Consider the following 21,868-nt stretch of genomic DNA (forward strand, 5'->3'; position numbering starts at 1 on the left):
AGAAGAAGGCAATGACCGCACCGGCGCCGCCTGCCTCGGCCCTCGTCCGCCCGTTCACCGTCTCGATCTCGGATACGGAGATCGACGACGTCAAGCAGCGACTGGCCAGAACTCGGTGGCCGGATCGGGAAACGGTGGGCGACTGGTCGCAAGGGGTCCGGGTAGAGAACGCCAGGTCTCTGGTCGACTACTGGGAGCGCGGCTACGACTGGCGGCGCTTCGAGTCCGAGCTCAATCGCTTCCCCCAGTTCCTGACCGAGATCGATGGGCTGGACATCCACTTCATCCACGTCAGGTCCAAGAATCCCCACGCGATGCCGCTGATCCTCACGCATGGATGGCCGGGCTCGATCGTCGAGTTCCTGAAGCTGATCGGCCCGCTGACCGATCCGGTCGCGTTCGGAGGAGACGCCGCCGATTCATTCGACGTCGTCGTCCCGTCGCTCCCCGGGTTCGGGTTCTCCCAGAAGCCCACGGAGACAGGGTGGACCGTCTCGCGCATCGCAAGCGCGTGGGTGGAGCTGATGAAACGTCTCGGCTACACGAGGTGGGCCGCGCAAGGCGGCGATTGGGGTGCCGTCGTCACCACCGCCCTCGGGGCCATGCAACCTGAGGGGCTTCTCGGAATTCATCTGAACACGCAGTACGCCTTTCCGGCGCAGATGCCCGAAAACTTGTCGCCCGAGCAGCGTGACGCGGTGGAGACCCTCGCCTTCTACGCCGGGGAGCTCGGTGGGTCGAACCACCTGCAGGGTACGAAGCCGGAGACTGTCGGATTCGCCCTGGCGGACTCTCCCGCCGGCCAGGCGGCCTGGATCTACGAGAAGTTCCAGTCCAAGACAGACAACCACGGGCTCGCCGAGGATGCTCTCAGCATGGACGACATGCTCGACGCGATATCCCTCTACTGGTTCACCAACAGCGCAGCGTCGTCCGCCCGCATCTACTGGGAGAACAGGACGCTCACTTTCGCCGGCCCGAAGGTGACGCTTCCGGTCGCGGTGACCGTCTTTCCGAAGGACATCCCGCGCGTGCCGCGAAGCTGGATCGAAGATGCCTACAGCGATCTGATCCACTACGGCGAGGCCGACAAGGGCGGGCACTTCGCGGCCCTGGAACAGCCCGAGATCCTGGTCAGCGAAATCCGCACCGGCCTGCGTACCCTTCGTTCCTGACACCGGCGCGCGACTTCGCCCGCGGCTGAACGCACGAGACCCCGGGCGCCAGCCGAGCCCCGGATGACACCGTGAGCACAGGCCCGCCGCGGGTGTCGGGCGGCCGGGGTCCCGTTCAGGGGCGCGGTGGAATCCTGGTCTGACGCCCAGGAGCGGCACGATTGCCGCTGTTTCGACGGACATTGACACCAAGCTCCGATACAGGGGGAAGCCGGCGGTAGCCGTCGAGCCACCGATGCTGTACGCGGCAGCCCGCACAGCGCGCCGGCCGCGGTGAGGGTCGGGGCGCTCAGCAGGGGCCGCCCAGATGACCAGGAAGCGCAGATCGGCAAGGAATCCCGCGGCGCCGCGGAGAGGTGCGTCACTAATGATTGGGTGCGGTCCGCGCCTTCACGGAATCCAGCACAGTGCTGGGCGGCCAACTCGACCTCGCCGTGGGAAGCCGGACGGGAACGGCTATACGTCATTGCGGTATTCCTGGCTGACGTCAGGGATGTCGGGCCTACCGCCGGGAGATCCCGCAGAGACAACGACTCGCGACATTGCTGTGACTCTCTGCTGTGACTGCGTTCCGTAATGTGTTGGTGCCCGTGATGCAGCGAGCTGCACGTGAATTCCGTGATCCCATTTATTGGTTCTGCTGCGTTGTGCTCCCTGCGGGTCAGGTCTAGCGTGAGGAAGGTGGCAACCGGCGCCATCTGCCGCGAGGCACCACGCCGCCGAGGTGGAAAGGTTCCCGAGCCTCCACGGCAACCGTCCTGACCTTGGTCGTGTCCAGCCGGATTTTACACGGGCGGATTTGACGCAGTTCCGCGCCCACGGGCGCCCGGAGGTCGATGTGCTTCCCACGCGACACAAGACAGCAACCATCAAGGGCCAAGAAGTCTTCTACCGCGAGGCCGGCCCCAGCGACGCCCCGGTCGTGCTGCTGCTGCACGGATTCCCGAGCAGCTCGCACATGTTCCGCCATCTCGTCCCCGCGCTGGCCGACGACTATCACGTGATCGCCACCGACCACATCGGATACGGCCACTCTGCCATGCCCAAGGTGGACGCATTCGACTACACCTTCGACAACCTCGCAGGAATCACCGCCGGACTCCTGGAGCATCTGGGCATCGAACGTTTCGCCGTCTACGTGCACGACTACGGGGCACCGATCGGCTGGCGCCTTGCGCTCGACCCGTCCTTCGACGTCACCGCGATCATCTCGCAGAGCGGCAACGCCTACATGGAAGGCTTCGCCAAGCCTTTCTGGGACGACCTGTTCGCGTACGCCACCAACCCCGGCCGCGACACGGAACCGGGCGCGCGGGCCAAGTTCAGTCCCAGTACGACCCGTTGGCAGTACGAGAACGGCGCCATCGACATCAACTTGGTCAGCCCCGACACCTGGACCCTGGACCAGCTGCTGCTGGAACGGCCCGGCAACGACGAGATCCAGCTGGCGCTGTTCCGCGACTACCCGACGAACATCGACGGATACCCGAAACTGCAGGAGTACTTCCGTACCAGCCAAGTGCCCCTGCTCGCGGTCTGGGGCGAGCGGGATGAGATCTTCGGGCCGGACGGCGCGAAGGCGTTCTCCCGTGACCTGCCGGAGGCGGAAGTCCACCTGCTGCCCGCCGGGCACTTCGCCCTGGAGACGCACCTGGACGCCATCAGCGGATACATCCACGGATTCCTCGGGCGCGTCCTCACATGAAGCGTAGCGAGACCCACGCCCCCTCAGCGGATGCGGCGGCTGATGCGACGTGCTTCCCGGTCGGAGCGGCATGGGAAGCGCCCCCGAGAGAGGCGGCGTGGTGGCCACATTGACAGCAGTGAATGTCGGGATGCCCAAGGGCGTTCCCTGGCACGGGAAGACCGTGTACACCGGCGTCTACAAGCAGACCGTGGCCGGGCCGCGGATGGTGCGGCGGCTGAACATCGACGGGGACGGCCAGGGAGATCTGGGCGGGCACGGCGGTGAGCAGCGGGCGGTGCTGGTCTACCAGCTCGACTCCTACCGCTTCTGGGCGAACGAGCTGGGCCGCGACGACCTCACCCCCGGGAACTTCGGCGAGAACTTCACCGTGGACGGGTTGCCCGACGACGAGGTCTGCATCGGGGACCGCTACCGCATCGGGGACGCCCTGTTCGAGGTCACTCAACCCCGGGTGACCTGCTACCGGGTGGGGCTGCGCATGGGCGAGCCACAGATGGCCGCACTGCTCGTGGCGCACCACCGCCCCGGCTTCTACCTACGCGTCATCGAGGAAGGCGAGGTCGAGGCCGGGCAAAAGATCGTCAAGGTCTCCGCCGGTCCGGAGGCGATGACGGTCGAGGAGATCGATCGGGTGCTCTACCTGCCCGGACACACCCGTGAACAGGTCGAACGGGCCCTGCGGATCCCCGCGCTGAGCCCCGGCTGGCAGGGTTCCATGCGGACCCTGCTGGACCAGGCCGACGGCGAGGGTGGTGCTTCCTCGGGCAGCGCCGGACTGAACACCGCGGCCACCGCACCGCCGCCTGCCTGGCCGGGCTTCCGCCCGCTGACTGTCACGCATATCCAGTCCGAGAGCCGCAGCGTGTTCTCCCTGCACCTGGCCGCCGCGGACGGCTCGGCGCTGCCGGCCGCGCTGCCGGGCCAGTTCCTCACCGTCAAAGTCCAGCCCGAGGGAGACGTTCCACCCCTGATCCGCAGCTACTCCCTGTCCGGCGAGCCAGGCACCGGCACGTACCGGATCAGCGTGAAGGTCGAACCGCACGGCGCCGCCAGCAACGAGCTGCGCGCCCACATCCATGTCGGCGACCACCTGGAGGCCGCCGCGCCCCGCGGCACCTTCCGCCTGACCGGCGGCGACAACCCGGTGGTGCTGCTGTCGGCCGGGGTCGGCGTCACCCCCGTCCTGGCCATGCTGCACGCCCTCGCGCATGACCGCTCCACCCGCCAGGTGTGGTGGCTGCACGGCGCCCGCGACGGCACCGAGCACCCCTTCGCCAAGGAAAGCCGCGACCTGATCGCGGCACTCCCCAACGCAAAGTCGACCGTCTACTACAGCAGACCCACCGACACCGACCGCCAGGGCATCGACTACCTGGAAGCGAGCCGCCTCTCGGCCGAGCCCGTCCGCCGGCTTGGCCTACCGACCGATGCCGACGCGTACCTGTGCGGCCCCACCGCATTCATGGACAGCCTCACCGCCGCGCTCGTGGACTGCGGTCTCGACGCCTCCCGCGTCCACACTGAGATCTTCGGCGCGGGCCCCGCCATCACCCCCGGGATCAAGAGCTCGGCAACCGGGCCCGCGCCCCACCAGCCCGCGGGCCCGCCCGGCACCGGACCCGAGGTCTCCTTCGCCCGCAGCGGACTCACCGTCCCCTGGAACGACGCCCAGGAGTCCCTGCTCGAACTCGCCGAAGCCTGCGACGTCCCCGTCCAATGGTCCTGCCGCACCGGGGTCTGCCACACCTGCGAACTCGCCCTCATGTCCGGCACCGTCAACTACTCACCCGACCCCGTCGAACCTCCCGCCGAGGGCAACATCCTCATCTGCTGCTCCAAACCCGCAGGAGGGGTTGTACTGGACCTATGAGACGACGGCCCCGCCGCGCCTGGGCCAGGGTGGAGGGTCCTACCAGTGCCACCTCCACTTCTCGGTAGGGGAAGCGGCGGACTTCCGCGTCCCCGGCCAGGTCCTGGTAGAGCGGGACTGCGTCTTCGAGGTTCGCTACTTCGACGTTTGCGATCATTGCTCGGATGTTGCTGCTCACGGAGATCTTCTTTGCCCAGTTGGCGGTGAAGGCGGGGTAGTCGGTGCAGCCCTCGGTGTGACCGGCGTAGTAGGTGTCCCGGTCACCGTCGGCCAGCGGGTGGCCCTGCGCGAAGCGCTCGACCAGGTCGGGGTTGGCGATGAAGAGGGCGCCGAAGGAGACCGCGTTGACGATCCCGTGGTCGAGGGTCTCGTTGCCGAGGGCCTGGGTGAAGCCGAGGTTGGCGACGATGTTGCCCAGGAAGTGGGCGCGGTAGCGGGAGAAGAGGGCGATGCGCTCCTCGATGGTGCCGGGGGTGCCCAGGAGGTGCAGGTAGGCCAGGTTGCTGTCGTTGAGCTTCTTGAGCAGCTGGTCGTAGTCGGCGAGTGTCTCCTCGTCCGCGGTGAACGTGGTTCCGTTGTTCCAGCCCGGGGACATCTTCACGCTGATGCGGTCGCTGTCCCACACGTCACTGACGGCGTCGAGCATGTCGAGGAGGAACTGGGCCCGCTTCTCGCTGCTGCCTCCGTAGGCGTCGGCGCGCTGGTTGAGACGTGGGTTGAGGAACCGCGGGATCAAGTGGGATTGCTGGGCGTGGATTTCCACGCCGTCGAAGCCGGCACGGCGGGCGTTCTCGGCCGCATGGCGGTAGTCGGCGATGGTGGCGGCGATCTCGGCGGCGGTGTAGGCGCGCGGGGTGACGGTGTCCTTCGGGCCGGAGGGGGTGAAGGACTTCTCGCCGGGGTTGATGGCCGAGGGTCCGGCGGGCAGGCGGCCGCCGAGGTGGTCGGGGTGGGAGGTCGTCCAGCAGCTGCTCGGTGGCCTGCGGCAGCATCTGCCACCGCTCGGCGAGGCGTTCAACGAGTCGCTGGTGGAGGACCGCAGTGTCGCCGCAGTGGGCGACGCCGCTCTCGTGCGCGAGGTAGAGGGTCTCGATCACGTAGCCGTAGACATCGAGCTGCACTTGTTCGGCCGCACGGTTGCCCGCTTCGAGCGGGCCGCCTACTCGGTCCTGGTCCCAGGGGCAGCGGCTGAGCTGCCGGCGGCTTGTTGACCTCGATACCGCGGGAGCGCTACTGTCCTCTTTAGTGAGACAGTAGTCCTGTTTTGCGGACATCGAGTAAGGGTCCACGTCGGGCTGCTCGCGGGTCTGACCGGAACGCCGACGAGGCCTGCCCTGTGGAGCTTGGCGTAGTTCCCTTCGGCCGCTGCGGCCTGCTCCAGCCCATGCGAGGACCCAGGGACGGTCCGGGCCGCAGCGACACGGACGGGCCCCACCTACAGCAGCCACGGAGGCACCATGGTGATCACCGGACTCGGCCACACCGGTCCGGGTCAACAACCTGGAGAAGATGCGTGACTTCTACACCCGTGTACTGGGCCTCACCGTGACCGACGAGGACGAGGAACTCGGCATCGCCTTCCTGTCCGCGCAGCCCGAGCGGGAGCAGTTCGGGCCTGTACTGCCGGTCATGGCGTACGACGATGTCGAGGACGCGCTCGCGCGGGCCTAATGACACCCACTTCGGGCTGAACGGCTCGGTGTGTGGTGTGGAGCGCGGATCCGGAACGGGCCGCGGCGCTCGCTACCCGGCTGGAATGCGGTACGTCCTGGGTCGACGCCCACGCCGTGCCGACACCGGGCGTGGCACTGGGCGGGCACAAGTGGAGTGGGCTGGGCGTGGAGGGTGGAATGCCGGGCTTGTTGTCGTTCACCAACACCAAGGTCCTGCACACCATCCGCGGAGGGTCACCGAACGAAACCGCGCTTCGTCAGAGCTGAGTGTGCATGCCGACTGAACCAGGCGGCTTCGAACACCAGCCACGACAAGCTGTGAATCTGAGTGCTCATATTGCGAACCTTCGTTCGCATCATCCAGTGAAGATTGAGAAAGGTTGCCGGACATTGAGCGTCAACGGAAGCTGGGACATCACCATGAAGACCCCGATGGGAACCCAGGTGCTGCAGCTGGAACTGCGGTCTGCCGGTCAAACGTTGACCGGCACACAGTCGTCCATGGGCGAGACCACCGAGATCCAGGATGGCACGGTCAACGACGACGAGGCGACGTGGAAGGTCGACGCGACCAAGCCGGTGGCCGTGAAAGTCACGTTCACAGCCAAGGTCGACGGAGACGAGATCTCCGGCCACGCCAAGGCCGGATTCTTTCCCAAAACGCCGTTCAGCGGCCGCCGTGCGGCCGCGTAGCGGCATGCGGCAATCCGATTGGCGGCTACCGCCCGGCCCGTAGCGGTGGCCGTTAATCGAATCCACGCGAGAGCACTGACCGCCCCGGGGCTGATCGTCACTGGACCGATCCCGGCGGCGGTTCACACCAGGTTCCAGGCGTGCCCTGACCGACGGCGAATTGGGCCACAGTTGAGTGGGTCGAGCGGTACGTCAACCGCCCCCCGCACGTTGAGAGCCGGTGAACAAACTGATCGTTTTGGGCGGGTGGGAATCGGCGAAGTGACATGAACGATCAGGACCTCTTGGTAGCAACTGAGGTGTCGAAGCCCAGTCGCGCCAAGGGGTCCTGTCATGCCGTTGTACGCCCCTGCCGCCCCCCGCTGTCACCCCAGACGGGCAAGGTGACTGCTCCTGCCTGGCCTGCCGGTTCGGGCACGGTAGCCGTCATCCGGCCCGGCCCCGCCGGTACACCTCGGACACCACGGATGCGGGGTGGCAGGTCATCGCGGCGGTGCTGCCATGGCCGGCATGGCCGGCTGCACGGCGAGGTCACCAGCCGCTCCGGTCACCCCGAGGATCATCACGGCGTCTGATGTGCCGAACTCGTCCGCGTGTGCGGTGAGCGGCATGCAGGACGACATCCCCGGATTGATGCCCGCCGCGCCCGTGCGGCCTGTGGCCGCGTCGGCGCGGCGGTGGCTACTCCGGTTCCCAGGTGTCGCGATGGGTTCGGGACTGGATCCAAGCCGAAAGAAAAGGCTACAGTGTAGCCAATATTATTGGTGGCAGGGGAGCCCTACTGGCCGCCTGGACCCAAACACGCGCTCAGGTCGCGACCGGATGATCCGCCGGGCCCTCGCCCGGACTTACTCCAACGCTCCTTGGTCCGCACCGCCAACCACCCGAGAGTCAGCCAATGCCTCTTCTGATCGCGATAGCGATATTCGCCGTCCACATCGCGCGTGCTCCCCTGGACACTCGCCTGAAGAAACGCCGTGTCGGACCTCTGGCCATCGCGGCCGGAGCTGTGACGCTCTCCCTGGCCTGGGACTGGCTCAGGCCCGAGGGCCTCAGCACCGTCTATTTGGTCGGCGAGTTCGCCGGCGTCCTGTCCGCGTACCTGATGTCCTGCACCCTGGTGCTGGCCACCCGCCTCAAGTGGCTGGAGCAATGGTTCGGCGGCCTGGACCGCATGTACCGTCGGCACAAGCAGTACGCCATATGGTCCCAGCTCCTGCTCATCCCCCACATCTTCCTGCACGTTCTCTCCGGTTTCGACGGGAGCCAATACGGCTACGATCACCAGGCCGCGTTGGTGGGGATGGGTCACCTGCTCGGACTCGTCTCCGCCGTCGGACTGCTCCTGCTCGTCGTCATCTCACTCGGGCAGGTCGGCCGCATCATCCGGCTGCCCTATGAGCGCTGGCTGTTCCTGCACCGCCTCACCGGCCTGCTGCTCCTGTCGGCGCTCTTCCACGGCTGGTTCCTCGACCTCATCATCGGCGGATCCACACCCCTCCAGGCGATCTACGTCACCATGGCCACCATCGGCATGGCCGCCTACGCCTACGACGAACTGGTACTGCGCCACAGGGAGCCCCGGGCCGACTACACCATCCACCGCGTCGAGCGGCCCACACCTGACATCCTCGACCTCACCCTCACGCCCACCAGCAGGAGGGCGCTCCCCGTGACGGGTGGTCAGTTCGTCTACTTGCGGGTCGGCGGCTGGCACGAACACCCCTTCAGCGTCGCGGGAACGCAGGCCGACGGCTCGGTACGCCTCACCATCCGCGCCCTGGGCCGCGACACACGCAAGCTCTATGCGGACATACGCGAAGGAGCCCCCGCAACTCTCAAGGGCCCCTACGGCATGTTCGACCACACCCTCGGCGGACCCCGCCAGATCTGGATCGCCGGGGGCATCGGCATCGCTCCCTTTCTCGGCTGGCTCACCCACCCCGGTGAAACGCTGCCCAGCACCGACCTCTTCTACTGTGCCCCTACCGCCGACGATGCGCCGTTCCTCCCAGAACTCACCGCGACCGCAGCACACCGCCCCGGGCTCCGGCTCCCCCCAACGTTCAGCCGCAGCGACGGCCGCCTGACCGCCGACAGGATCCAAGCCCAGGCCGGACCGATTACCCCCGACACCCACGTCTTCCTCTGCGGTCCCCCCTCCATGGTCGAAAACCTCACTCGCGCCCTCCACCGCAAGGGCGTCCCCCGGCACCACCTGCACGCCGAGCACTTCGCCTTCCGATGAGAGCCGCCGGCCGGCCCGGGCCAACCGTCGAGTCCGGACGGTCCTCCTCCGATCCCATCCACCCGGGACGAGAGTGCGCTGTGTCCACAGGGAGCATCGGCGGAGACCGCGGCCTGAGCCTCGACATCCACGTGCACGAAGACGGCTGGCTGTCGATCCAGGTCAGCGACCCGGACCGCCTTACGACAACCCTGGGAACCCGACCCCAGGAAGACTGGATCGCCGAGCATCGCGGGCGCCTGGAGCAGGGGCCAGCGAAGTCATCGAGAGGACCCCGGGCTCTTGCGAGTGGAGCCCCAACCACAAGCGCTGAGCCTGCCCGTTCCATGCGACCGACGTCACGAGTTCAAGTTCCCTACGTTGTTGGTGGGTTGATTCCGGTCACTCGTAGGATCGGGAGGCCCGGAGGCACTGGGTGTGGCTGTCAAGCTCATGCCGTAGGAGTGGCTTCTACTGATTGGCCGCCCGGTGCCTCGCGACGACTCGGTCACTGATGGGGATACGCGCGGCAGGATCGCTTGGTAAGGACACGCTGGCGAGGTCGTCTGTTGGGATTCGGAACGGGTCGCGGGAGTACGACAGGGTCATGTGGAACGAATAGACCTTCGGGATGCCCAGGTGGGCGAGGATCCTGCCTTCGCCACCCCGGTCGACTTGGGCCTGGGCCCCGGGCACGCAGGAGCCGGGCGGCTCGTCGTCGGTGACGCGTTCTCCGGGATCATTCAGCGGTTGCTGCCGTTGTCGCGGGCCCGAGACATCGTCCTGGTCGACGACGGCACGGCGACCCTGGAACTCTCCCGGCAACTCCTCGCCGGCCGCCCCCTGGTCCGCTGGCACAGCACGGCAGGCCGTGCCCCGGCCGCCGCGGTCCGCGGCTGCCGCCGGCTGATGCCGGGCAGCGGGCGCCGCCTCGAGGTGTTCTCCTGCCTGACGGCGGGCCTGCGCCTGCCACCTGGCGGGGTGGCCTCGAGCAACACCTACTCCTGGTCCCGGCAGCGCTTCGGCCCGCCTCAGGTCCGCCCCGGCGTCGACATGATCGGTACGTCACTGGCGGAGACGGGACTGATCGACCCGGCCCGGTACGTCGACGAAGTCGCGTCCCTGGCCCACCAGTGGAACGCCGAGCGCTACTACGCCCACCGCCGGGACTCCCCGGAGAAACTCCACATGATTGCGGAAGAGTCGGAGATGGAGATCGTTCGCCCCGAACTCCCTTTGGAACTGGAGCTGTTGCGCGGACCCGTGACGGAGAGCCTGGTCAGTCTGCCGTCCACGGTACTGCACAGCCTGCCGCTCGTCCTGGCCGGGACCGGGGCGGAGATCACCGTGTGCGCCGACGTCACCGGCTGGCTGGAGCCGGACACCTCCGAGCGTGCGGTGGCCTTCCTGGAAGAGGTGATCAACGCTTGACGTGCGGGCAGGTCACGATCCGCCTTTGAGAGCCATGGACGGGAGCCACCGGTCGCCGCTGGACGGCCCTGCTTTCGGTGAGAAACGCATGGACCAGTGCGGGCGGCACGACCCGGGGGAGCCTGTCCACGTGAACAGGCGAAGGCCGCTTCGGCCACTGTGCTTTCACGGGCGCCTGCGCACTGAGCAGAAAGCGGAGCCCCAGGGCAGCGACTCGTCCTGGCGGACCAGTCGTCCATGTCGGGGCGTTCCTCCGCGGTGTCGACGCCGACGGAGTCCCCGCCGCCCTGCGCCGCTACAGCGACACCCGTGCCCCGATCGTCGCTGCCATCCAGCAGAAGTCACGGGAGATGCCTCCGTTCAGTCGGCTGCAGAGACAACCGGCACACAGCGCGGCCCCGCACCGTGGCCGGCACCGGGCCACGGTGCGGTTCACCCTCGCAACGGGCCGTCTCAGGGCGCATCCATCGCCGGGCGCGGAGGGAGCGGGTGCCGCTCACGGTGAGATGGGACCGCCGCGAAGCTCCCGCTCGATGCGCGAGGCCGCGTCCGCCAGTGGGCCCACGACCTCCAGGATCTGCGATCTGGTGGACAGCCGGGGAGCGAAGGCTGCAACGCTGACCGATGCGACCGACTCACCGCTCGGGGGCATGATCGGCGCGGCGAGCCCGTTGACCGCCCGGTCGCTCTCGCCGCCGGATGTGGCCCGGCCGCGGGCCCGGACCGTCTCCAACTGGCGCGTGAGGCTGTTCCAGTCGGTGATCGTACGGTCGGTGACCCGGGCCAGGTTGCGTCCGGGACACCGGTGGGCCAGATCCGCCGGGGAGCAGAAGGCGAGCATGGCCTTGCCGCCCGCGGTGGCGTGAGCGGTGCGAACCCAGCCCAGCCGTGAGGCGAGTGGGCGTGTACCACCGCCTTCCAGGGCTGCGACGAACCGCTCAGCTGCCGCGGTGGTGCGGCCACCGACCTCAAGTCCGGAGGGTTCCCGCGGATCAACGACCAGCTCGCCGGCCTGCGGCACAACATCGGCCATTCCACACCGGCCTCGCCCAGGGCAAGTGGCGCTCCGACGGCTTGGCCAAGGTCGACTTCACCACCGAAGGCACCGAGGTGTTGTCCCTGAGTGGGCTCACGTCGCTCAACGAGCCGGTGTTCGCTTCACCGCGGCTCCGGTCGCGCGGATGAAGCTCAACCACTGGGTGCCGCCGGGCTTCCACGGAACGTGGGCTTCTGCCGCCGAGCTGGACGCCGCCCTCCGTCAGAGCTGACCGCGGCGGTTCCGTGGCCGGGAGTGGAGGGGCCGTCACCGGGACAGACACCGGCCACGGAGACCGCCGACCGCGGTCAGGGTGTCCGGCGCGGGCTGACCACACCGGCGTCCGCCTCGAGGGGGGAGCCACCATGCGGCGGAGGAGCGGCGATTCACCCCGACACGGCGGTCACTTCGATCGAGGGCAACACGGCCGGGCCACCGGCTCCCCCGGCCAGGTGTTCGGGGGAGCCGGTGGCCCCGGCGTCGGTGTCAGCCCGCGACGGCAGTCAGCCGGTCGCTGATCTCCCGTGCCGTCACCTGAACCTTCCGGGCCAGCTCGGCCTCTGCTTCGGGGAACACCCGGGAGGCCAGGGCCGCGATGCTCACCGCTGCCACCACCTGCTGCTGCTCGTCGCGGACGGGAGCGGCGATGCCCATCACGTCGGCGTCGAGTTCGCCCCGGGTGACCGAGTAGCCGGCGCGTCGGATGTGGTCCAGTCGCTTCATGAGGGTGGCGACGTTCGTGAGGGTGGCGGGGGTGAAACGGCGCAGATCTGCGGATTCAAGATGCCGCCGGGCCTCCTCCTGGGGGATCCATGCCAGCAGGACGAGTGCCGACGCGCCGGCGTTGAGGGGGAGTGTGCTGCCTCGCTCGTAGGAGATGCGCACGGCGCCCGTCCATACTTCGGCCCGGTCGACGCACACGACCAGCTCTCCGGTTCGCCTGGTGAGCAGGACCGTCTCATGTACGTCATCGGCAAGCGCTGTCATCACCGGGAGGGCGACTTCCGATAGGCCGTAGCTGCGTCGTGCGAGCCGGGCGATCTCCATGACGCGCAGCCCGAGACGGAAGCCTCCGCCCGGTGCCTCCTCCAGGAAGCGGTTGCTCACGAGGCTCTGCAGATACCGGTAGGCGGTCGACCGCGCCACGCCGAGCCGCTCGGCGACGGCACTGCCGGAAACGACGAGGTGGGTGTCACTGAACATGAGCAGGATGTCCAGGGCTCGGTCCGCCGTGGAGTTGCGCTCGCGGCTGGTGGACGCTGTTCCTGACGTACGGGACATCGTAACGGGCTTGGGGCTGTCATGGGCGCCAGGAGTCACAACTGGTCCTTGACGACCGTGTTGCGGAGTTCGCCGATCCCCTCGATGGCTGTGACGAGTTCCTGCCCTGGGCGGAGGTAGACCTTCGGGTCGCGGCCGGCACCGACACCTCCTGGGGTACCCGTGGCGATCAGGTCGCCGGGCAGGAGTGTGATGATGGTGCTGACATAGGCGATGATCGTGGCGACGTCGAAGAGCAGGTCCACGGTGTTGGACTTCTGCATGGTGTGGCCGTCCACGCTGCAGCTGATCGTCAGGCCGGAGGCGCCGGGTGGCAGTTCGTCCGGTGTGACGAGCGAGGGTCCCACCGGAGTGGTGGCCTCGAAGGTCTTGCCGGACAGGAACTCGCGGGTGCGGTGCTGCCAGTCCCGGACGGTGACGTCGTTGACGACGGTGTACCCGGCGACGTGCGCCAGCGCTCGGTCCTTGGACACATGACGTGCGCGGCGCCCGATCACCACCCCCAGCTCCGCCTCCCAGTCCAGGTCATCGCTCACCGGCGGCATGTGGACGTCGTCGTACGCGCCGACGAGCGAGCCGTCGTACTTGGCGAACAGGGTCGGGTGGGCCGGGGTCGGACGGCCCATCTCCTTGATGTGCGTGGCGTAGTTGAGGCCCAGGCACACGATCTTGTTCGGGTGCGGGACGACGGGGGCGAGGGAGGCGGCCCCGAGCGGAAGGCGGTCAGCTCCCTCGGCGGTCGCGCGCTGCGCCCAGTCGTCGCCGCTCGACAGCAGTTCGCCGACGTCGGTGTAGGGCAACAGAACGAGTTCGTCTCCTTCCTGGCGGGCGGCGGCCGTGCCGCGCTCGTTCTGCAGGCGGATGGTGCTGAGCCTCATCGGGGCCCTCCTTGAACGGTGGAAGCGCTCTTGGCGCCGGGGGCGGTGACGGAGCGCGTGATCCGGGCGGCCGGAGGTCTGCTGTCCTTCTGGCTGGTCTCTGTCGGGCATTCCACGGCGGGAGCGGAGACATCGCGCTCTGGGCCGGGCGCGAAGCGACGCAGGCTGTGGGAGACGCGCTCTGCTTGGTCGGGCGGGAACACGGCCGCGATCAGCCGGTCCGGGCGCACCAGCACGAAGCGCCCGGTGAGTCTGCCGAAGAAGGTCTGGAGTCGGCCGTCGGCGTCGGCTACGGCGGTGCGCCCGGGATGGTCGCGGGGGGAGCGGTCGTCGAGGACGATGTCCACCCGTGTGCCTGCGGGCAGACCGGCGTGTGTGGCGGTGTCCCAGTCGGCTTCGGTGAGGCCGACGCCGAGCAGGCTCCAGCCGCGGCCGAGTACGTCGTCGAGCCGGGTGAGCCGGAGGTGGGGACCGTGCAGAACGCGGGGCTGCGGAAGTGCCGTACCCACCGGTGACTTGGCCTGGCCGTCCAGGGGGACGATGGCGCCCGACCGTACGCGGGTGTTCGGCCGGTAGCGCATCTCGGTGAGGTAGCGGCGTCCGTGCGGGGTGTGCATGGCGGTGCGTACCAGCAGGTCTCGCAGTCGTGCCCGGCTGCGGCTGGTGGTCATGACGATGCGGCCGAGCCGGACGGAGAGGTCGATCACGGCCTGGGCGTGTGGGCGGCGTTCGGCGTCGTAGGTGTCGAGCAGGGCGTCTGAGGCTCGTCCGGCCAGGACGTCGGCGATCTTCCAGCAGAGGTTGGCCGCGTCCCGGACACCGGAGTTGAGGCCCTGGCCGGCGAAAGGCGGCATCATGTGTGCGGCGTCGCCCAGGAGGAAGCAGCGTTTGTCGCGCAGCCGGTCGGCCAGCAGGGCGTGGAAGGTGTACGTTACGGCCCGTTCGATCTGGTCGGGGGTGATCTCGCGGTAGGGCCGCAGCAGTTCGCGTACCAGTTCGAACGACGGGGGGGCGCCGGGCGTGCCCTCTCCGGGGTGCAGCAGGAACTCGTAGCGGCACCGACCGTCGCGTCCCGGCACGATGACCGTGGGACGGCCGGGGTCGCCCAGGTGCATGCCGTAGCGCTGGTCGTGGGGGTCCCCCGACGTGTCGGCGACCAGCCACACGTCGGGAAAGCTGCGCCCCTGCATGGGGATGGACAGCAGTTCCCGGACGGTGCTGCGTCCGCCGTCGCAGCCGAGGACGTACGAGACGTCGAAGTGCTCGGCCCATTCCGTACTGTCGCTCGGTCCGACTGCGACCCGTACCCGGTCGGTGTGCTGTTCCAGCGAGAACAGCCGTGTGCTGAAGCGGGTTTCGACGTCGGAGTGGCGGCGCAGCTCCTCGAGCAGCACCCGTTCGAGGTCGGGCTGGGCGAAGGGGTTCTTGAACGGGTGCCCGAAACGCTGGTCGCCGAGCCCGCGGGCGTGTACGAGGGGCCGTCCGCCGACGCCGAAGTACTTGGTTCCGGTACCGGGCACGATGATCGGGTAGACCGCCCCGTCGATGCCGGCCGTCTGCAGCGTGCGCAGCGACTCGTCGTCCAGGCTGATCGCCTTGGCGTCGTCGCTGGTGGTCGGATTGCGCTCGACCAGCAGGACGCGTACGCCGAGCGAGCCGAGCAAATGGGCGGCCGTGAGCCCCGTCGGACCGGCGCCGACCACGAGTACGTCGGCTTCCAGCGGGGCGGTGGAGGGCAGTCTTCGCCGCGGTTCCGGATGTGGTGTCTGTGGGTTGCTCATGGGCAGGAGGGCTCCATCGGTCGGCGGCGTGTGCGGGGCGCTGGGGGCTACTGGACCGGCTGGTATGCGGGGCCGCCTTCCGCCAGCAGCCGCTCCACGTCGGCCATCACCTCGGCGGGATCCTGGTCGAGGTTGAGGGACTTGCGGAACGGCTGCCGCACATCGCGCTCCACCCGCAGGTACACCTCGTTGCGGTTGCCCTCGGGGTCGAAGAAGTAGATGCCGATCGCGTTGCCGTGGGTGACTTCCTGCTGGACCTCGATGCCCTCAGAGCGGAACCGGTGGTGGAACTCGATGATCGACTCCAGGGAGTCCACGCGCCACGACACCTGATGCGTGAGCTTGGCGCCGTCGTGGGCGGTCCGGCCACGCTGCAGGACGAACTCGTGGTGCTCCTCCTCCGGGCAGGAGGAGAGGAAGACGATGCCCAGCTCCTCGTCCTCGTCGGTCACCGTCAGGCCAAGGACCCTCGTGTAGAAGTCGCGCATCGCGTCGAGGTCGTGAACCCAGAAACCGGTGTGGCCGAGACCGGTGATCGCCATAGCGTGTCTCCTTTTTCAGGATCGTAGTTTTGTTTTATGGGACAATAGGCAAGGGGTGGTATAGACGTCAACCGCGCCCGCAGGCGCGCGGCGTGAGTAGCGGTGGTGCAGCGACCGGCCGCCGGCACCGAGGGCACTCCTCATGCGCGTCCCTCACCTACTGCGAACGTGGTAGTGGTCAATGCCACGTTCAGGCGACGAGCGATCGATGTACCGGTGCCTACGCTGCGACCAGGTCTGGCGCTGCGCATGGGACGGCGGGCGGCGTGGATCTCCGCCGCCCTGGTCGCCGCCAGCACGGTCGTGGCAGCACTTCTCTTCCAGCCGGGGCCGGTGCTGGGACCGCAGAAGGTGGGTGCCGTGGGTTGGATCGGGCTGGCCACCGCAGTCGGTGACGCGGTCCGCAACCGTCGCGCCTACGTCCGGGCGTTGGAGGAGCGGGCCGAACGCGCCGAACGGACCCGCGAGGAAGAGGCCGCTCGCCGGGTGGCGGCCGAACGGATGTGCATAGCACGCGAGTTGCACGACGTAGTCGCCCACGAACTCACTCTGATCAACGCGCAGGCAGGACTCGGCGTCCACGTGGGTGAGGCCTCGAACGGGTCAGGATCCGCGGTGATCGCCCGGGTCGCTTCGATGCCGTCCGTGCCAGGCGCCGGAGGCGGTGCTCCGGACGCCCACCGGCGAAGCCCGCCCGATCAGTTCCCGGAGCGCGGCTGTCCGTACCCCTCTCCACGGGCCGGAGTCCTGGGCCCGGGCCCGCTGAACGCAAGGGCGGAGTCCCCGCACACCAACTGGCCTCGCTCCCGAACTGGGTCGGGCGCGGCGGGACGGGAGCGCGGCTCCGGCCGGCAGAAGCGTTCGAACACCACCGTGGCCAAGCCCGGTCCGGGCTGCCGACGGGAAACAGGCGCAGGCCGGTCGTGGGGCCCCCCCCCCCCGGGGGGGGGCCCCCCCCCGCCCCCCCCCCCCCCGGCGGGGGGGGGGGGGGGGGGGGGTGGGGGGGGGGGGGGGGGGGGGGGGGCGGCGGGTGGGGGGGGGCCGCCCCCCCCGGGGGGGGGCCCCCCCGGGGGGGGGGGCGGGGGGGGCCCGGGGGGGGGCGGGGGGGGCCCCCCCCCCCCCGGGGGGCCCCCACGACCGGCCTGCGGACCGGCGAAGCGTCAGATGCGGGGGGCTGCTATGTCGCCGTCCTGCGCCTGCTGCTGGACAGCTGAAGGGTCGGCGCCCGTGTCCGCGTTCGTGCGGGCGAGTTCCTTCTGCGGGAGGAGGAAGCCCAGCAGGAAGCCGATGGCCAACACGGCCGCCACGTACCCGAAGATCGGGGTCAACGCGTGCTGGTACGCCTCGATCACGGAGTCCTGGAGCCGTTTCGGCAGTGAGTGCACCAGCGCCGGAGTGAGGGAGTTGGTGTCGCTGAGACCGCTGACGGAACTGCTCGACACTCGAGCGGCGAGTTGGTCGGTGAGTCGCTGGGAGAAGGCCGCTCCGACGACCGCCGTGCCGATCGTGGCGCCGATCTCGCGGAAGAAGTTGTTGGCGGAGGTGGCCGTGCCGACCGCACTGGTGGGGAAGGCGTTCTGCACCGCCAGGACCAGGTTCTGCATGACCAGGCCGACGCCGGCGCCGAGCAGGAAGGTGTATCCGGAGAGCACCGCCACCGGAGTGCCGACGTCCATGGTGGACAGCAGCACGGCGGTGATGGCCACCAGCAGCGCACCGAGGATGGGGTAGATCCTGTAGCGGCCGGTCCGGGTGATCAGCTGCCCCGAGAGGATGGCGGCGCCCATGAGGCCGATGACCATGGGCAGCATCAGGAGCCCTGACCCGGTCGCGGAGACGCCGTACACCATCTGCAGGTAGGTGGGCAGATAGGCGACGACCACGAACATGCCGATGCCCACCACGATCAGGCCCATCAGCGTGGCGATGTTGAAGATCCGGCTGCGGAACAGCCACAGCGGGACGATCGGCTCCGCGGCGCGGCGCTGCCAGATGAAGAAGAGAATCCAGGCGAGGACTGCGCCGGCGGCCAGACCGAGGACCAAGGGGTCCGTCCAGCCGTACTCGTTACCGCCCCAGTCAGCCACCAGCACCGTGGAGGCGACGGCAACGGCCATCAAGGCGATGCCCAGGTAGTCGATGGTCACCTTGACGGACTTGCGAGGCGTACGCAGCGCGAAGGCGCACACGACGAAGGCTGCGGCGCCCACCGGCAGATTGATCCAGAAACACCACCGCCAGGAGGCGGCGTCGGTGAACCAGCCACCGAGCAGCGGCCCGGCCACGGCGGAGACGCCGAACACGGCGCCCATCGGGGCCATGAACCGCGCACGGTCCCGGGGCGGAACGAGTTCGGCGATGATCGCCTGACAGGTGATCATCAGCCCGCCGCCGCCCAGACCCTGAATGGCCCGCCCGATGATCAGCATGGTCATGTTGGTCGCGGCTCCGGCGAGGGCGGATCCGGCGATGAAGATGCCTATGCCGCTGAGGAGGAGTGCTTTACGGCCGATCAGATCCCCGAAACGGCCGTACACGGGCATGCCTATCGTGGCGGCCATGATGTAGGCGGTGGTGACCCACGCCATGTGATCCAGACCGTGCAGTTCACCGACGACGGTCGGCAGCGCGGTGGAGACGATCGTCTGGTCGAGTGAGGAGAGCAGCATGGTCACCATCAGGCTGGCGAACAACAGGCCGAATCGCTGGGGCAGCGTGGAGGGGCCAGGCTGCTCTACCTGCGCAGGAGGGGAGGGGGCGGTCATCGAGTCACTCCAGAGAGGTGAATGTCGTGGTGGCGGCCGGGGCGCGGCGAGCCGACGAGGGGCCCCGCCGGTTCAGGAGCCGAGGAGGGTGCGGAGCAAGATCATCAGGCGCTCCCCGTGCGGCACCGTGCTGTCGTCACGGTCCTTCGGGCCCTCGGCCACCCAGCTCTCCATGCTGGTCCTGAGGACGGTCATGGCCAGGGATGCGATCAGGCGCGGGGCTTCGTCCTCCGGCCGCTGCCCCGTGCGTGCCGCCACGAGACAGCCGCGTGCCGCGGGGTCGTCCATACCGGCGGTTCCCAGGCCGAGCCGAGGTATCTCGATGTGGCGCAGACACCCGGATCGCGACCGTGTTCGGTGACCTCACGGCCTTGTCCTAAAGGTCGAGGGTGAGGCGCGGGGTCCGTGACCGGGAGACGCAGATCATCAGGGTCTGGCTGGTGGCTTGCTCCTGTGGGGTCAGGATGCTGTCGCGGTGGTCTGCGCCGCCGGCGAGGATGCGGGTTTCGCAGGTGCCGCAGATGCCCTCGGTGCAGGAGTACGGGACCTCCACGCCGGCGGCCAGCAGAGCCGTCAGGATCGACTCGCCCGTCGAGACGGTCAAGATCCGGCCGGACTGGGCGAGTTCGACCTCGAAGCCGGCGTCGGCGGCATCGTCCGACACGCGCGGCGTGAAGCGCTCCGTGCGGAGCGACTCCATGGGGACGAGGGACTCGACCGCCTCAAGCAGAGAAGCGGGGCCGCAGGCGTAGACGAGCTCGCCCGGGCGCAGGTCTGCGAGGTGACCGCGCAGGTCGAGGTGGCCCTCGTGGAGGAGTATGCGACCGGAGGGATGACGGGACGTCAGTTCCTCGGTGAAGGCCATGGTGCTCCGGGAGCGCCCGCCGTAGAGCAGCGTCCACGGCGCTGGGGAGGCGGCGTCGAGCATGGGGAGAATCGGGGTGATGCCGATGCCGCCGGCCACGAAGCGGTAAGCGGGCGCGACCTCCAGGGGGAAGTGGTTGCGAGGGCCACGGGCCCGTACCCGCGCTCCGGGCCGGAGGGTCGTATGGACGAATTCGGATCCGCCCCGCCCTTCGGGCTCCCGCAGGACAGCGATGCGCCATGAGTACGTGTCGCCGCCGCAGAGGGAGTACTGGCGCTCCAACCCGTCGGCGAGCACCAGGTCGATGTGGGCGCCGGGTTCCCAGGCGGCCAGCGGACGGCCGTCGGGGGAACGCAGGGTCAGAGATACGACGTCGGATGCCTCTTGGCGGCGGTCGGCCACGACGAGGTCGAACAGATCGGTCATGACGCGGATCCTCTTGGCGGACGTCGACGGCAGGGCTGGACGCTGAATCATCCTGCCGATCGCGGGACAATCGGAGCGAACCGGGGGACAGTGCCGCCCGGCGTCGCGGAGAGCTGTGGCCCGTACCGAACGTGCGACGGTTTGCCGTACGGGGTGCGCCCCCCCCGGGGCCGTACGTTGCCGTCATTCGCGTGTACCAGGGCCGAGCGGCTGAGGCACCGGTGCGGTGTCGCCGGTCTCTTTGACGGCGCGATGGGGGAGGGCATACAGCACACGTGGCGCCACGCTGATCGCGAGAGCCCGGCAGTAGCCGTCGGCGATCCACACACCGACCAGCGTCATGACGAAAGCGAGGCTCTGCCCAGCGAGGAGGCACGCTGCCGAGACCACGGTCACCACGACGGTAGCGGGGTTGAACAGGAGGAACACCAAGGTGGCGCAAACGGTCTGCCGCAGGGGGGTGCGTGGCTTTCTTCGGCGAATCGCCACACCCGATATGGCGACCAGCGCCACGACCGCGCCCGCGTTCAGCGCCGTGTTGAAGCGCAGGTCCGCGGAGCGGAGTCCGGTAAGGCCCGACCAGGCGATGAGGTTCACCGCGAGCAGGCCGATGCCCATCCCCACGATGAAGCGCCGACTGGGCTCGCGTTGCCCTGCCTGATCGGGAGCCAGGCCGACTGTGTCAGAGCCGCGCGGCAGCAGCAACGCGGACAGCGCAAGGGCAGCGATCCCCAGGCCCGCTCCCATGGCTGTGAGGAGACGCCAACCGTCCTGGACCGGCAGTGCGCCCGCGACATTTTGCGTGATGATCCCCGCGATCGGCATTCCGACCAGCACGAACGGAAGCATGCCCTTGGCTCGGGCGGCGACATCGCCGCGCGCGCGTGTGGCTCGGCCGGCGGCGTCGTGCAGGAAGCTGAGGATCAGTGGAAAGGCGACGCCCATGCCGATCCCCGCGATCATCCTGAGCAACCCCAGTTGCCAGGGGGCGGCGGCGAGCGCGCCGGCCCCGGACCAGCTCGTGAGCCACAGGATCGAGGCGAGCGTCGCCCGGCGGCGGCCGAGAAGGCGGGCCAGCGGCACAGCCGCGACAGCGCCTGCCAGGATCCCGAGGAAGACCGTGCTCCCGACCAGACCCGCTCCGCCCGGCGAAAGGTGCCAGCCGGGCTCGGCGAGCAGGGAATGGAGAAAGTTCGGGAACACGACGATCTGGTAACTCTGTGTGGTCACGAGAAGCGTTGCGAGCGGTACCAGACCGCGGCTTACCGGGGGTGTGACGGTGCCGGACGACATACCAGACCTCCAGACGGCGAACGAAAGACAAGGACCGGTAACGGCACGGCCCAGCGGCCACGGTGAAGAGGTGTCTCGCGGCCGGAGGTGTCCTGCCGCATGCTGGGGAAAGCCCCGGGCGCAGGACTTTCGGTGCCGCCGGATCTGCGGGCCAATTGCTGAATGATCCGAGCGCGGGCATGCGCTGGCCGGCGGGGGCACCCCGCCGGCCAGCGGATCCGCCG

General features: G+C 68.8%; 19 protein-coding genes and 2 pseudogenes. 9 read left to right on the forward strand and 12 right to left on the reverse strand.

The genetic code is table 11. The annotated features are described in order from the left end of the window. Positions 1-11 precede the first annotated feature (11 nt). From ACFY6U_RS25465 to ACFY6U_RS25475, 3 genes are all read left to right on the forward strand, one after another. Complete coding sequence (locus ACFY6U_RS25465; RefSeq protein WP_390041721.1) at positions 12-1,175, forward strand: epoxide hydrolase family protein; 1,164 nt, start codon at positions 12-14, stop codon at positions 1,173-1,175. An 838-nt stretch (positions 1,176-2,013) separates the two neighbouring features. Next, complete coding sequence (locus ACFY6U_RS25470) at positions 2,014-2,880, forward strand: alpha/beta fold hydrolase (protein WP_390041723.1); 867 nt, start codon at positions 2,014-2,016, stop codon at positions 2,878-2,880. A gap of 118 nt (positions 2,881-2,998) precedes the next feature. Then, positions 2,999-4,753: an MOSC domain-containing protein gene (locus ACFY6U_RS25475; RefSeq protein ID WP_390041725.1), complete on the forward strand. Its 1,755-nt coding sequence runs from the start codon at positions 2,999-3,001 to the stop codon at positions 4,751-4,753. Here ACFY6U_RS25475 and ACFY6U_RS25480 read toward each other — a convergent pair. Both ACFY6U_RS25480 and ACFY6U_RS25485 read right to left on the reverse strand, forming a co-directional pair. Further along, positions 4,707-5,771 (reverse strand): alkene reductase, encoded by a 1,065-nt coding sequence (locus ACFY6U_RS25480; protein WP_390041726.1) that lies wholly within the window; start codon positions 5,769-5,771, stop codon positions 4,707-4,709. The two genes, ACFY6U_RS25475 and ACFY6U_RS25480, sit on opposite strands and share 47 nt — an antisense overlap. Further along, positions 5,746-5,901, reverse strand: a pseudogene (locus ACFY6U_RS25485) (glycoside hydrolase family 15 protein); the annotation flags it as partial. The pseudogene ACFY6U_RS25485 and the gene ACFY6U_RS25480, both read right to left, overlap by 26 nt. Positions 5,902-6,262: 361 nt before the next feature. Between ACFY6U_RS25485 and ACFY6U_RS25490 the strand changes: the two are divergent. The 3 genes from ACFY6U_RS25490 (at position 6,263) to ACFY6U_RS25500 (ending at position 7,119) form a co-directional block, all read left to right on the forward strand. Then, positions 6,263-6,424 carry a hypothetical protein gene (locus ACFY6U_RS25490; protein WP_390041728.1) on the forward strand — a complete coding sequence of 54 codons (162 nt, stop codon included), beginning with the start codon at positions 6,263-6,265 and terminating at the stop codon, positions 6,422-6,424. A gap of 35 nt (positions 6,425-6,459) precedes the next feature. Continuing rightward, on the forward strand, positions 6,460-6,693 hold the full coding sequence (locus ACFY6U_RS25495; RefSeq protein WP_390041795.1) for an aldehyde dehydrogenase family protein: 234 nt from the start codon (positions 6,460-6,462) through the stop codon (positions 6,691-6,693). A 96-nt stretch (positions 6,694-6,789) separates the two neighbouring features. Beyond that, positions 6,790-7,119, forward strand: a complete 330-nt coding sequence (locus ACFY6U_RS25500; RefSeq protein ID WP_390041729.1) for a hypothetical protein — start codon at positions 6,790-6,792, stop codon at positions 7,117-7,119. Positions 7,120-7,601: 482 nt separating this feature from the next. Here ACFY6U_RS25500 and ACFY6U_RS25505 read toward each other — a convergent pair whose 3' ends face one another. Beyond that, positions 7,602-7,730 carry a hypothetical protein gene (locus ACFY6U_RS25505; protein ID WP_390041731.1) on the reverse strand — a complete coding sequence of 43 codons (129 nt, stop codon included), beginning with the start codon at positions 7,728-7,730 and terminating at the stop codon, positions 7,602-7,604. 287 nt (positions 7,731-8,017) lie between these two features. On the opposite strand from ACFY6U_RS25505, the gene ACFY6U_RS25510 reads away from it, so the two are divergent. Together ACFY6U_RS25510 and ACFY6U_RS25515 are read left to right on the forward strand one after the other, a co-directional pair. Continuing rightward, a complete protein-coding gene (locus ACFY6U_RS25510; protein ID WP_390041733.1) occupies positions 8,018-9,367 on the forward strand; it encodes a ferric reductase-like transmembrane domain-containing protein in 1,350 nt (449 codons plus the stop codon). Positions 9,368-9,985: 618 nt separating this feature from the next. Beyond that, complete coding sequence (locus tag ACFY6U_RS25515; RefSeq protein ID WP_390041797.1) at positions 9,986-10,777, forward strand: hypothetical protein; 792 nt, start codon at positions 9,986-9,988, stop codon at positions 10,775-10,777. A 496-nt stretch (positions 10,778-11,273) separates the two neighbouring features. Here ACFY6U_RS25515 and ACFY6U_RS25520 read toward each other — a convergent pair whose 3' ends face one another. The 5 genes from ACFY6U_RS25520 to ACFY6U_RS25540 all read right to left on the reverse strand — a co-directional run bounded on the left by ACFY6U_RS25520 (position 11,274) and on the right by ACFY6U_RS25540 (position 16,295). Beyond that, on the reverse strand, positions 11,274-11,810 hold the full coding sequence (locus tag ACFY6U_RS25520) for an IclR family transcriptional regulator (protein ID WP_390041735.1): 537 nt from the start codon (positions 11,808-11,810) through the stop codon (positions 11,274-11,276). A 489-nt stretch (positions 11,811-12,299) separates the two neighbouring features. Further along, the gene (locus ACFY6U_RS25525; RefSeq protein WP_390041737.1) at positions 12,300-13,094 is read right to left on the reverse strand and encodes an IclR family transcriptional regulator; all 795 of its coding nucleotides are present in this window, start codon (positions 13,092-13,094) and stop codon (positions 12,300-12,302) included. Between the two features lie 35 nt (positions 13,095-13,129). After that, a complete protein-coding gene (locus ACFY6U_RS25530) occupies positions 13,130-13,972 on the reverse strand; it encodes a fumarylacetoacetate hydrolase family protein (protein WP_390041739.1) in 843 nt (280 codons plus the stop codon). After that, on the reverse strand, positions 13,969-15,753 hold the full coding sequence (locus ACFY6U_RS25535) for a bifunctional 3-(3-hydroxy-phenyl)propionate/3-hydroxycinnamic acid hydroxylase (protein ID WP_390041741.1): 1,785 nt from the start codon (positions 15,751-15,753) through the stop codon (positions 13,969-13,971). Before ACFY6U_RS25535 ends, ACFY6U_RS25530 begins: the two co-directional genes overlap by 4 nt. Positions 15,754-15,800: 47 nt before the next feature. Further along, entirely contained in the window at positions 15,801-16,295 is a 495-nt protein-coding gene (locus tag ACFY6U_RS25540) for a VOC family protein (RefSeq protein WP_390041743.1), read from the reverse strand. 501 nt (positions 16,296-16,796) lie between these two features. Here ACFY6U_RS25540 and ACFY6U_RS25545 point away from each other — a divergent pair. Further along, a pseudogene (locus ACFY6U_RS25545) lies at positions 16,797-16,886 on the forward strand (histidine kinase); the annotation flags it as partial. A 569-nt stretch (positions 16,887-17,455) separates the two neighbouring features. Here ACFY6U_RS25545 and ACFY6U_RS25550 read toward each other — a convergent pair. The 4 genes from ACFY6U_RS25550 to ACFY6U_RS25565 form a co-directional block, all read right to left on the reverse strand. Then, positions 17,456-19,060, reverse strand: coding sequence for an MDR family MFS transporter (locus ACFY6U_RS25550; protein ID WP_390041745.1), 1,605 nt, complete (start codon positions 19,058-19,060; stop codon positions 17,456-17,458). 72 nt (positions 19,061-19,132) lie between these two features. Beyond that, complete coding sequence (locus ACFY6U_RS25555; protein WP_390041747.1) at positions 19,133-19,348, reverse strand: hypothetical protein; 216 nt, start codon at positions 19,346-19,348, stop codon at positions 19,133-19,135. Between the two features lie 88 nt (positions 19,349-19,436). Further along, complete coding sequence (locus ACFY6U_RS25560) at positions 19,437-20,351, reverse strand: PDR/VanB family oxidoreductase (RefSeq protein WP_390041748.1); 915 nt, start codon at positions 20,349-20,351, stop codon at positions 19,437-19,439. 183 nt (positions 20,352-20,534) lie between these two features. Continuing rightward, positions 20,535-21,644: an MFS transporter gene (locus tag ACFY6U_RS25565; protein ID WP_390041750.1), complete on the reverse strand. Its 1,110-nt coding sequence runs from the start codon at positions 21,642-21,644 to the stop codon at positions 20,535-20,537. Positions 21,645-21,868: the final 224 nt, after the last annotated feature.

It is taken from the genome of Streptomyces sp. NPDC013157, assembly GCF_042899865.1.
Classification (GTDB): Bacteria; Actinomycetota; Actinomycetes; order Streptomycetales; family Streptomycetaceae; genus Streptomyces.

What these genes read in the sequence shown, in the direction of transcription:
- ACFY6U_RS25510 (WP_390041733.1), top strand. Translation starts at nt 8,018, where the DNA reads ATGCCTCTTCTGATCGCGATAGCGATATTCGCCGTCCACATCGCGCGT.
- ACFY6U_RS25525 (WP_390041737.1), bottom strand. Translation starts at nt 13,094, where the DNA reads ATGTCCCGTACGTCAGGAACAGCGTCCACCAGCCGCGAGCGCAACTCC.
- ACFY6U_RS25555 (WP_390041747.1), bottom strand. Translation starts at nt 19,348, where the DNA reads ATGGACGACCCCGCGGCACGCGGCTGTCTCGTGGCGGCACGCACGGGG.
- ACFY6U_RS25520 (WP_390041735.1), bottom strand. Translation starts at nt 11,810, where the DNA reads ATGGCCGATGTTGTGCCGCAGGCCGGCGAGCTGGTCGTTGATCCGCGG.
- ACFY6U_RS25540 (WP_390041743.1), bottom strand. Translation starts at nt 16,295, where the DNA reads ATGGCGATCACCGGTCTCGGCCACACCGGTTTCTGGGTTCACGACCTC.
- ACFY6U_RS25565 (WP_390041750.1), bottom strand. Translation starts at nt 21,644, where the DNA reads ATGTCGTCCGGCACCGTCACACCCCCGGTAAGCCGCGGTCTGGTACCG.
- ACFY6U_RS25530 (WP_390041739.1), bottom strand. Translation starts at nt 13,972, where the DNA reads ATGAGGCTCAGCACCATCCGCCTGCAGAACGAGCGCGGCACGGCCGCC.
- ACFY6U_RS25505 (WP_390041731.1), bottom strand. Translation starts at nt 7,730, where the DNA reads ATGCCGCTCACCGCACACGCGGACGAGTTCGGCACATCAGACGCCGTG.
- ACFY6U_RS25560 (WP_390041748.1), bottom strand. Translation starts at nt 20,351, where the DNA reads ATGACCGATCTGTTCGACCTCGTCGTGGCCGACCGCCGCCAAGAGGCA.
- ACFY6U_RS25535 (WP_390041741.1), bottom strand. Translation starts at nt 15,753, where the DNA reads ATGAGCAACCCACAGACACCACATCCGGAACCGCGGCGAAGACTGCCC.
- ACFY6U_RS25465 (WP_390041721.1), top strand. Translation starts at nt 12, where the DNA reads ATGACCGCACCGGCGCCGCCTGCCTCGGCCCTCGTCCGCCCGTTCACC.
- ACFY6U_RS25550 (WP_390041745.1), bottom strand. Translation starts at nt 19,060, where the DNA reads ATGACCGCCCCCTCCCCTCCTGCGCAGGTAGAGCAGCCTGGCCCCTCC.
- ACFY6U_RS25490 (WP_390041728.1), top strand. Translation starts at nt 6,263, where the DNA reads ATGCGTGACTTCTACACCCGTGTACTGGGCCTCACCGTGACCGACGAG.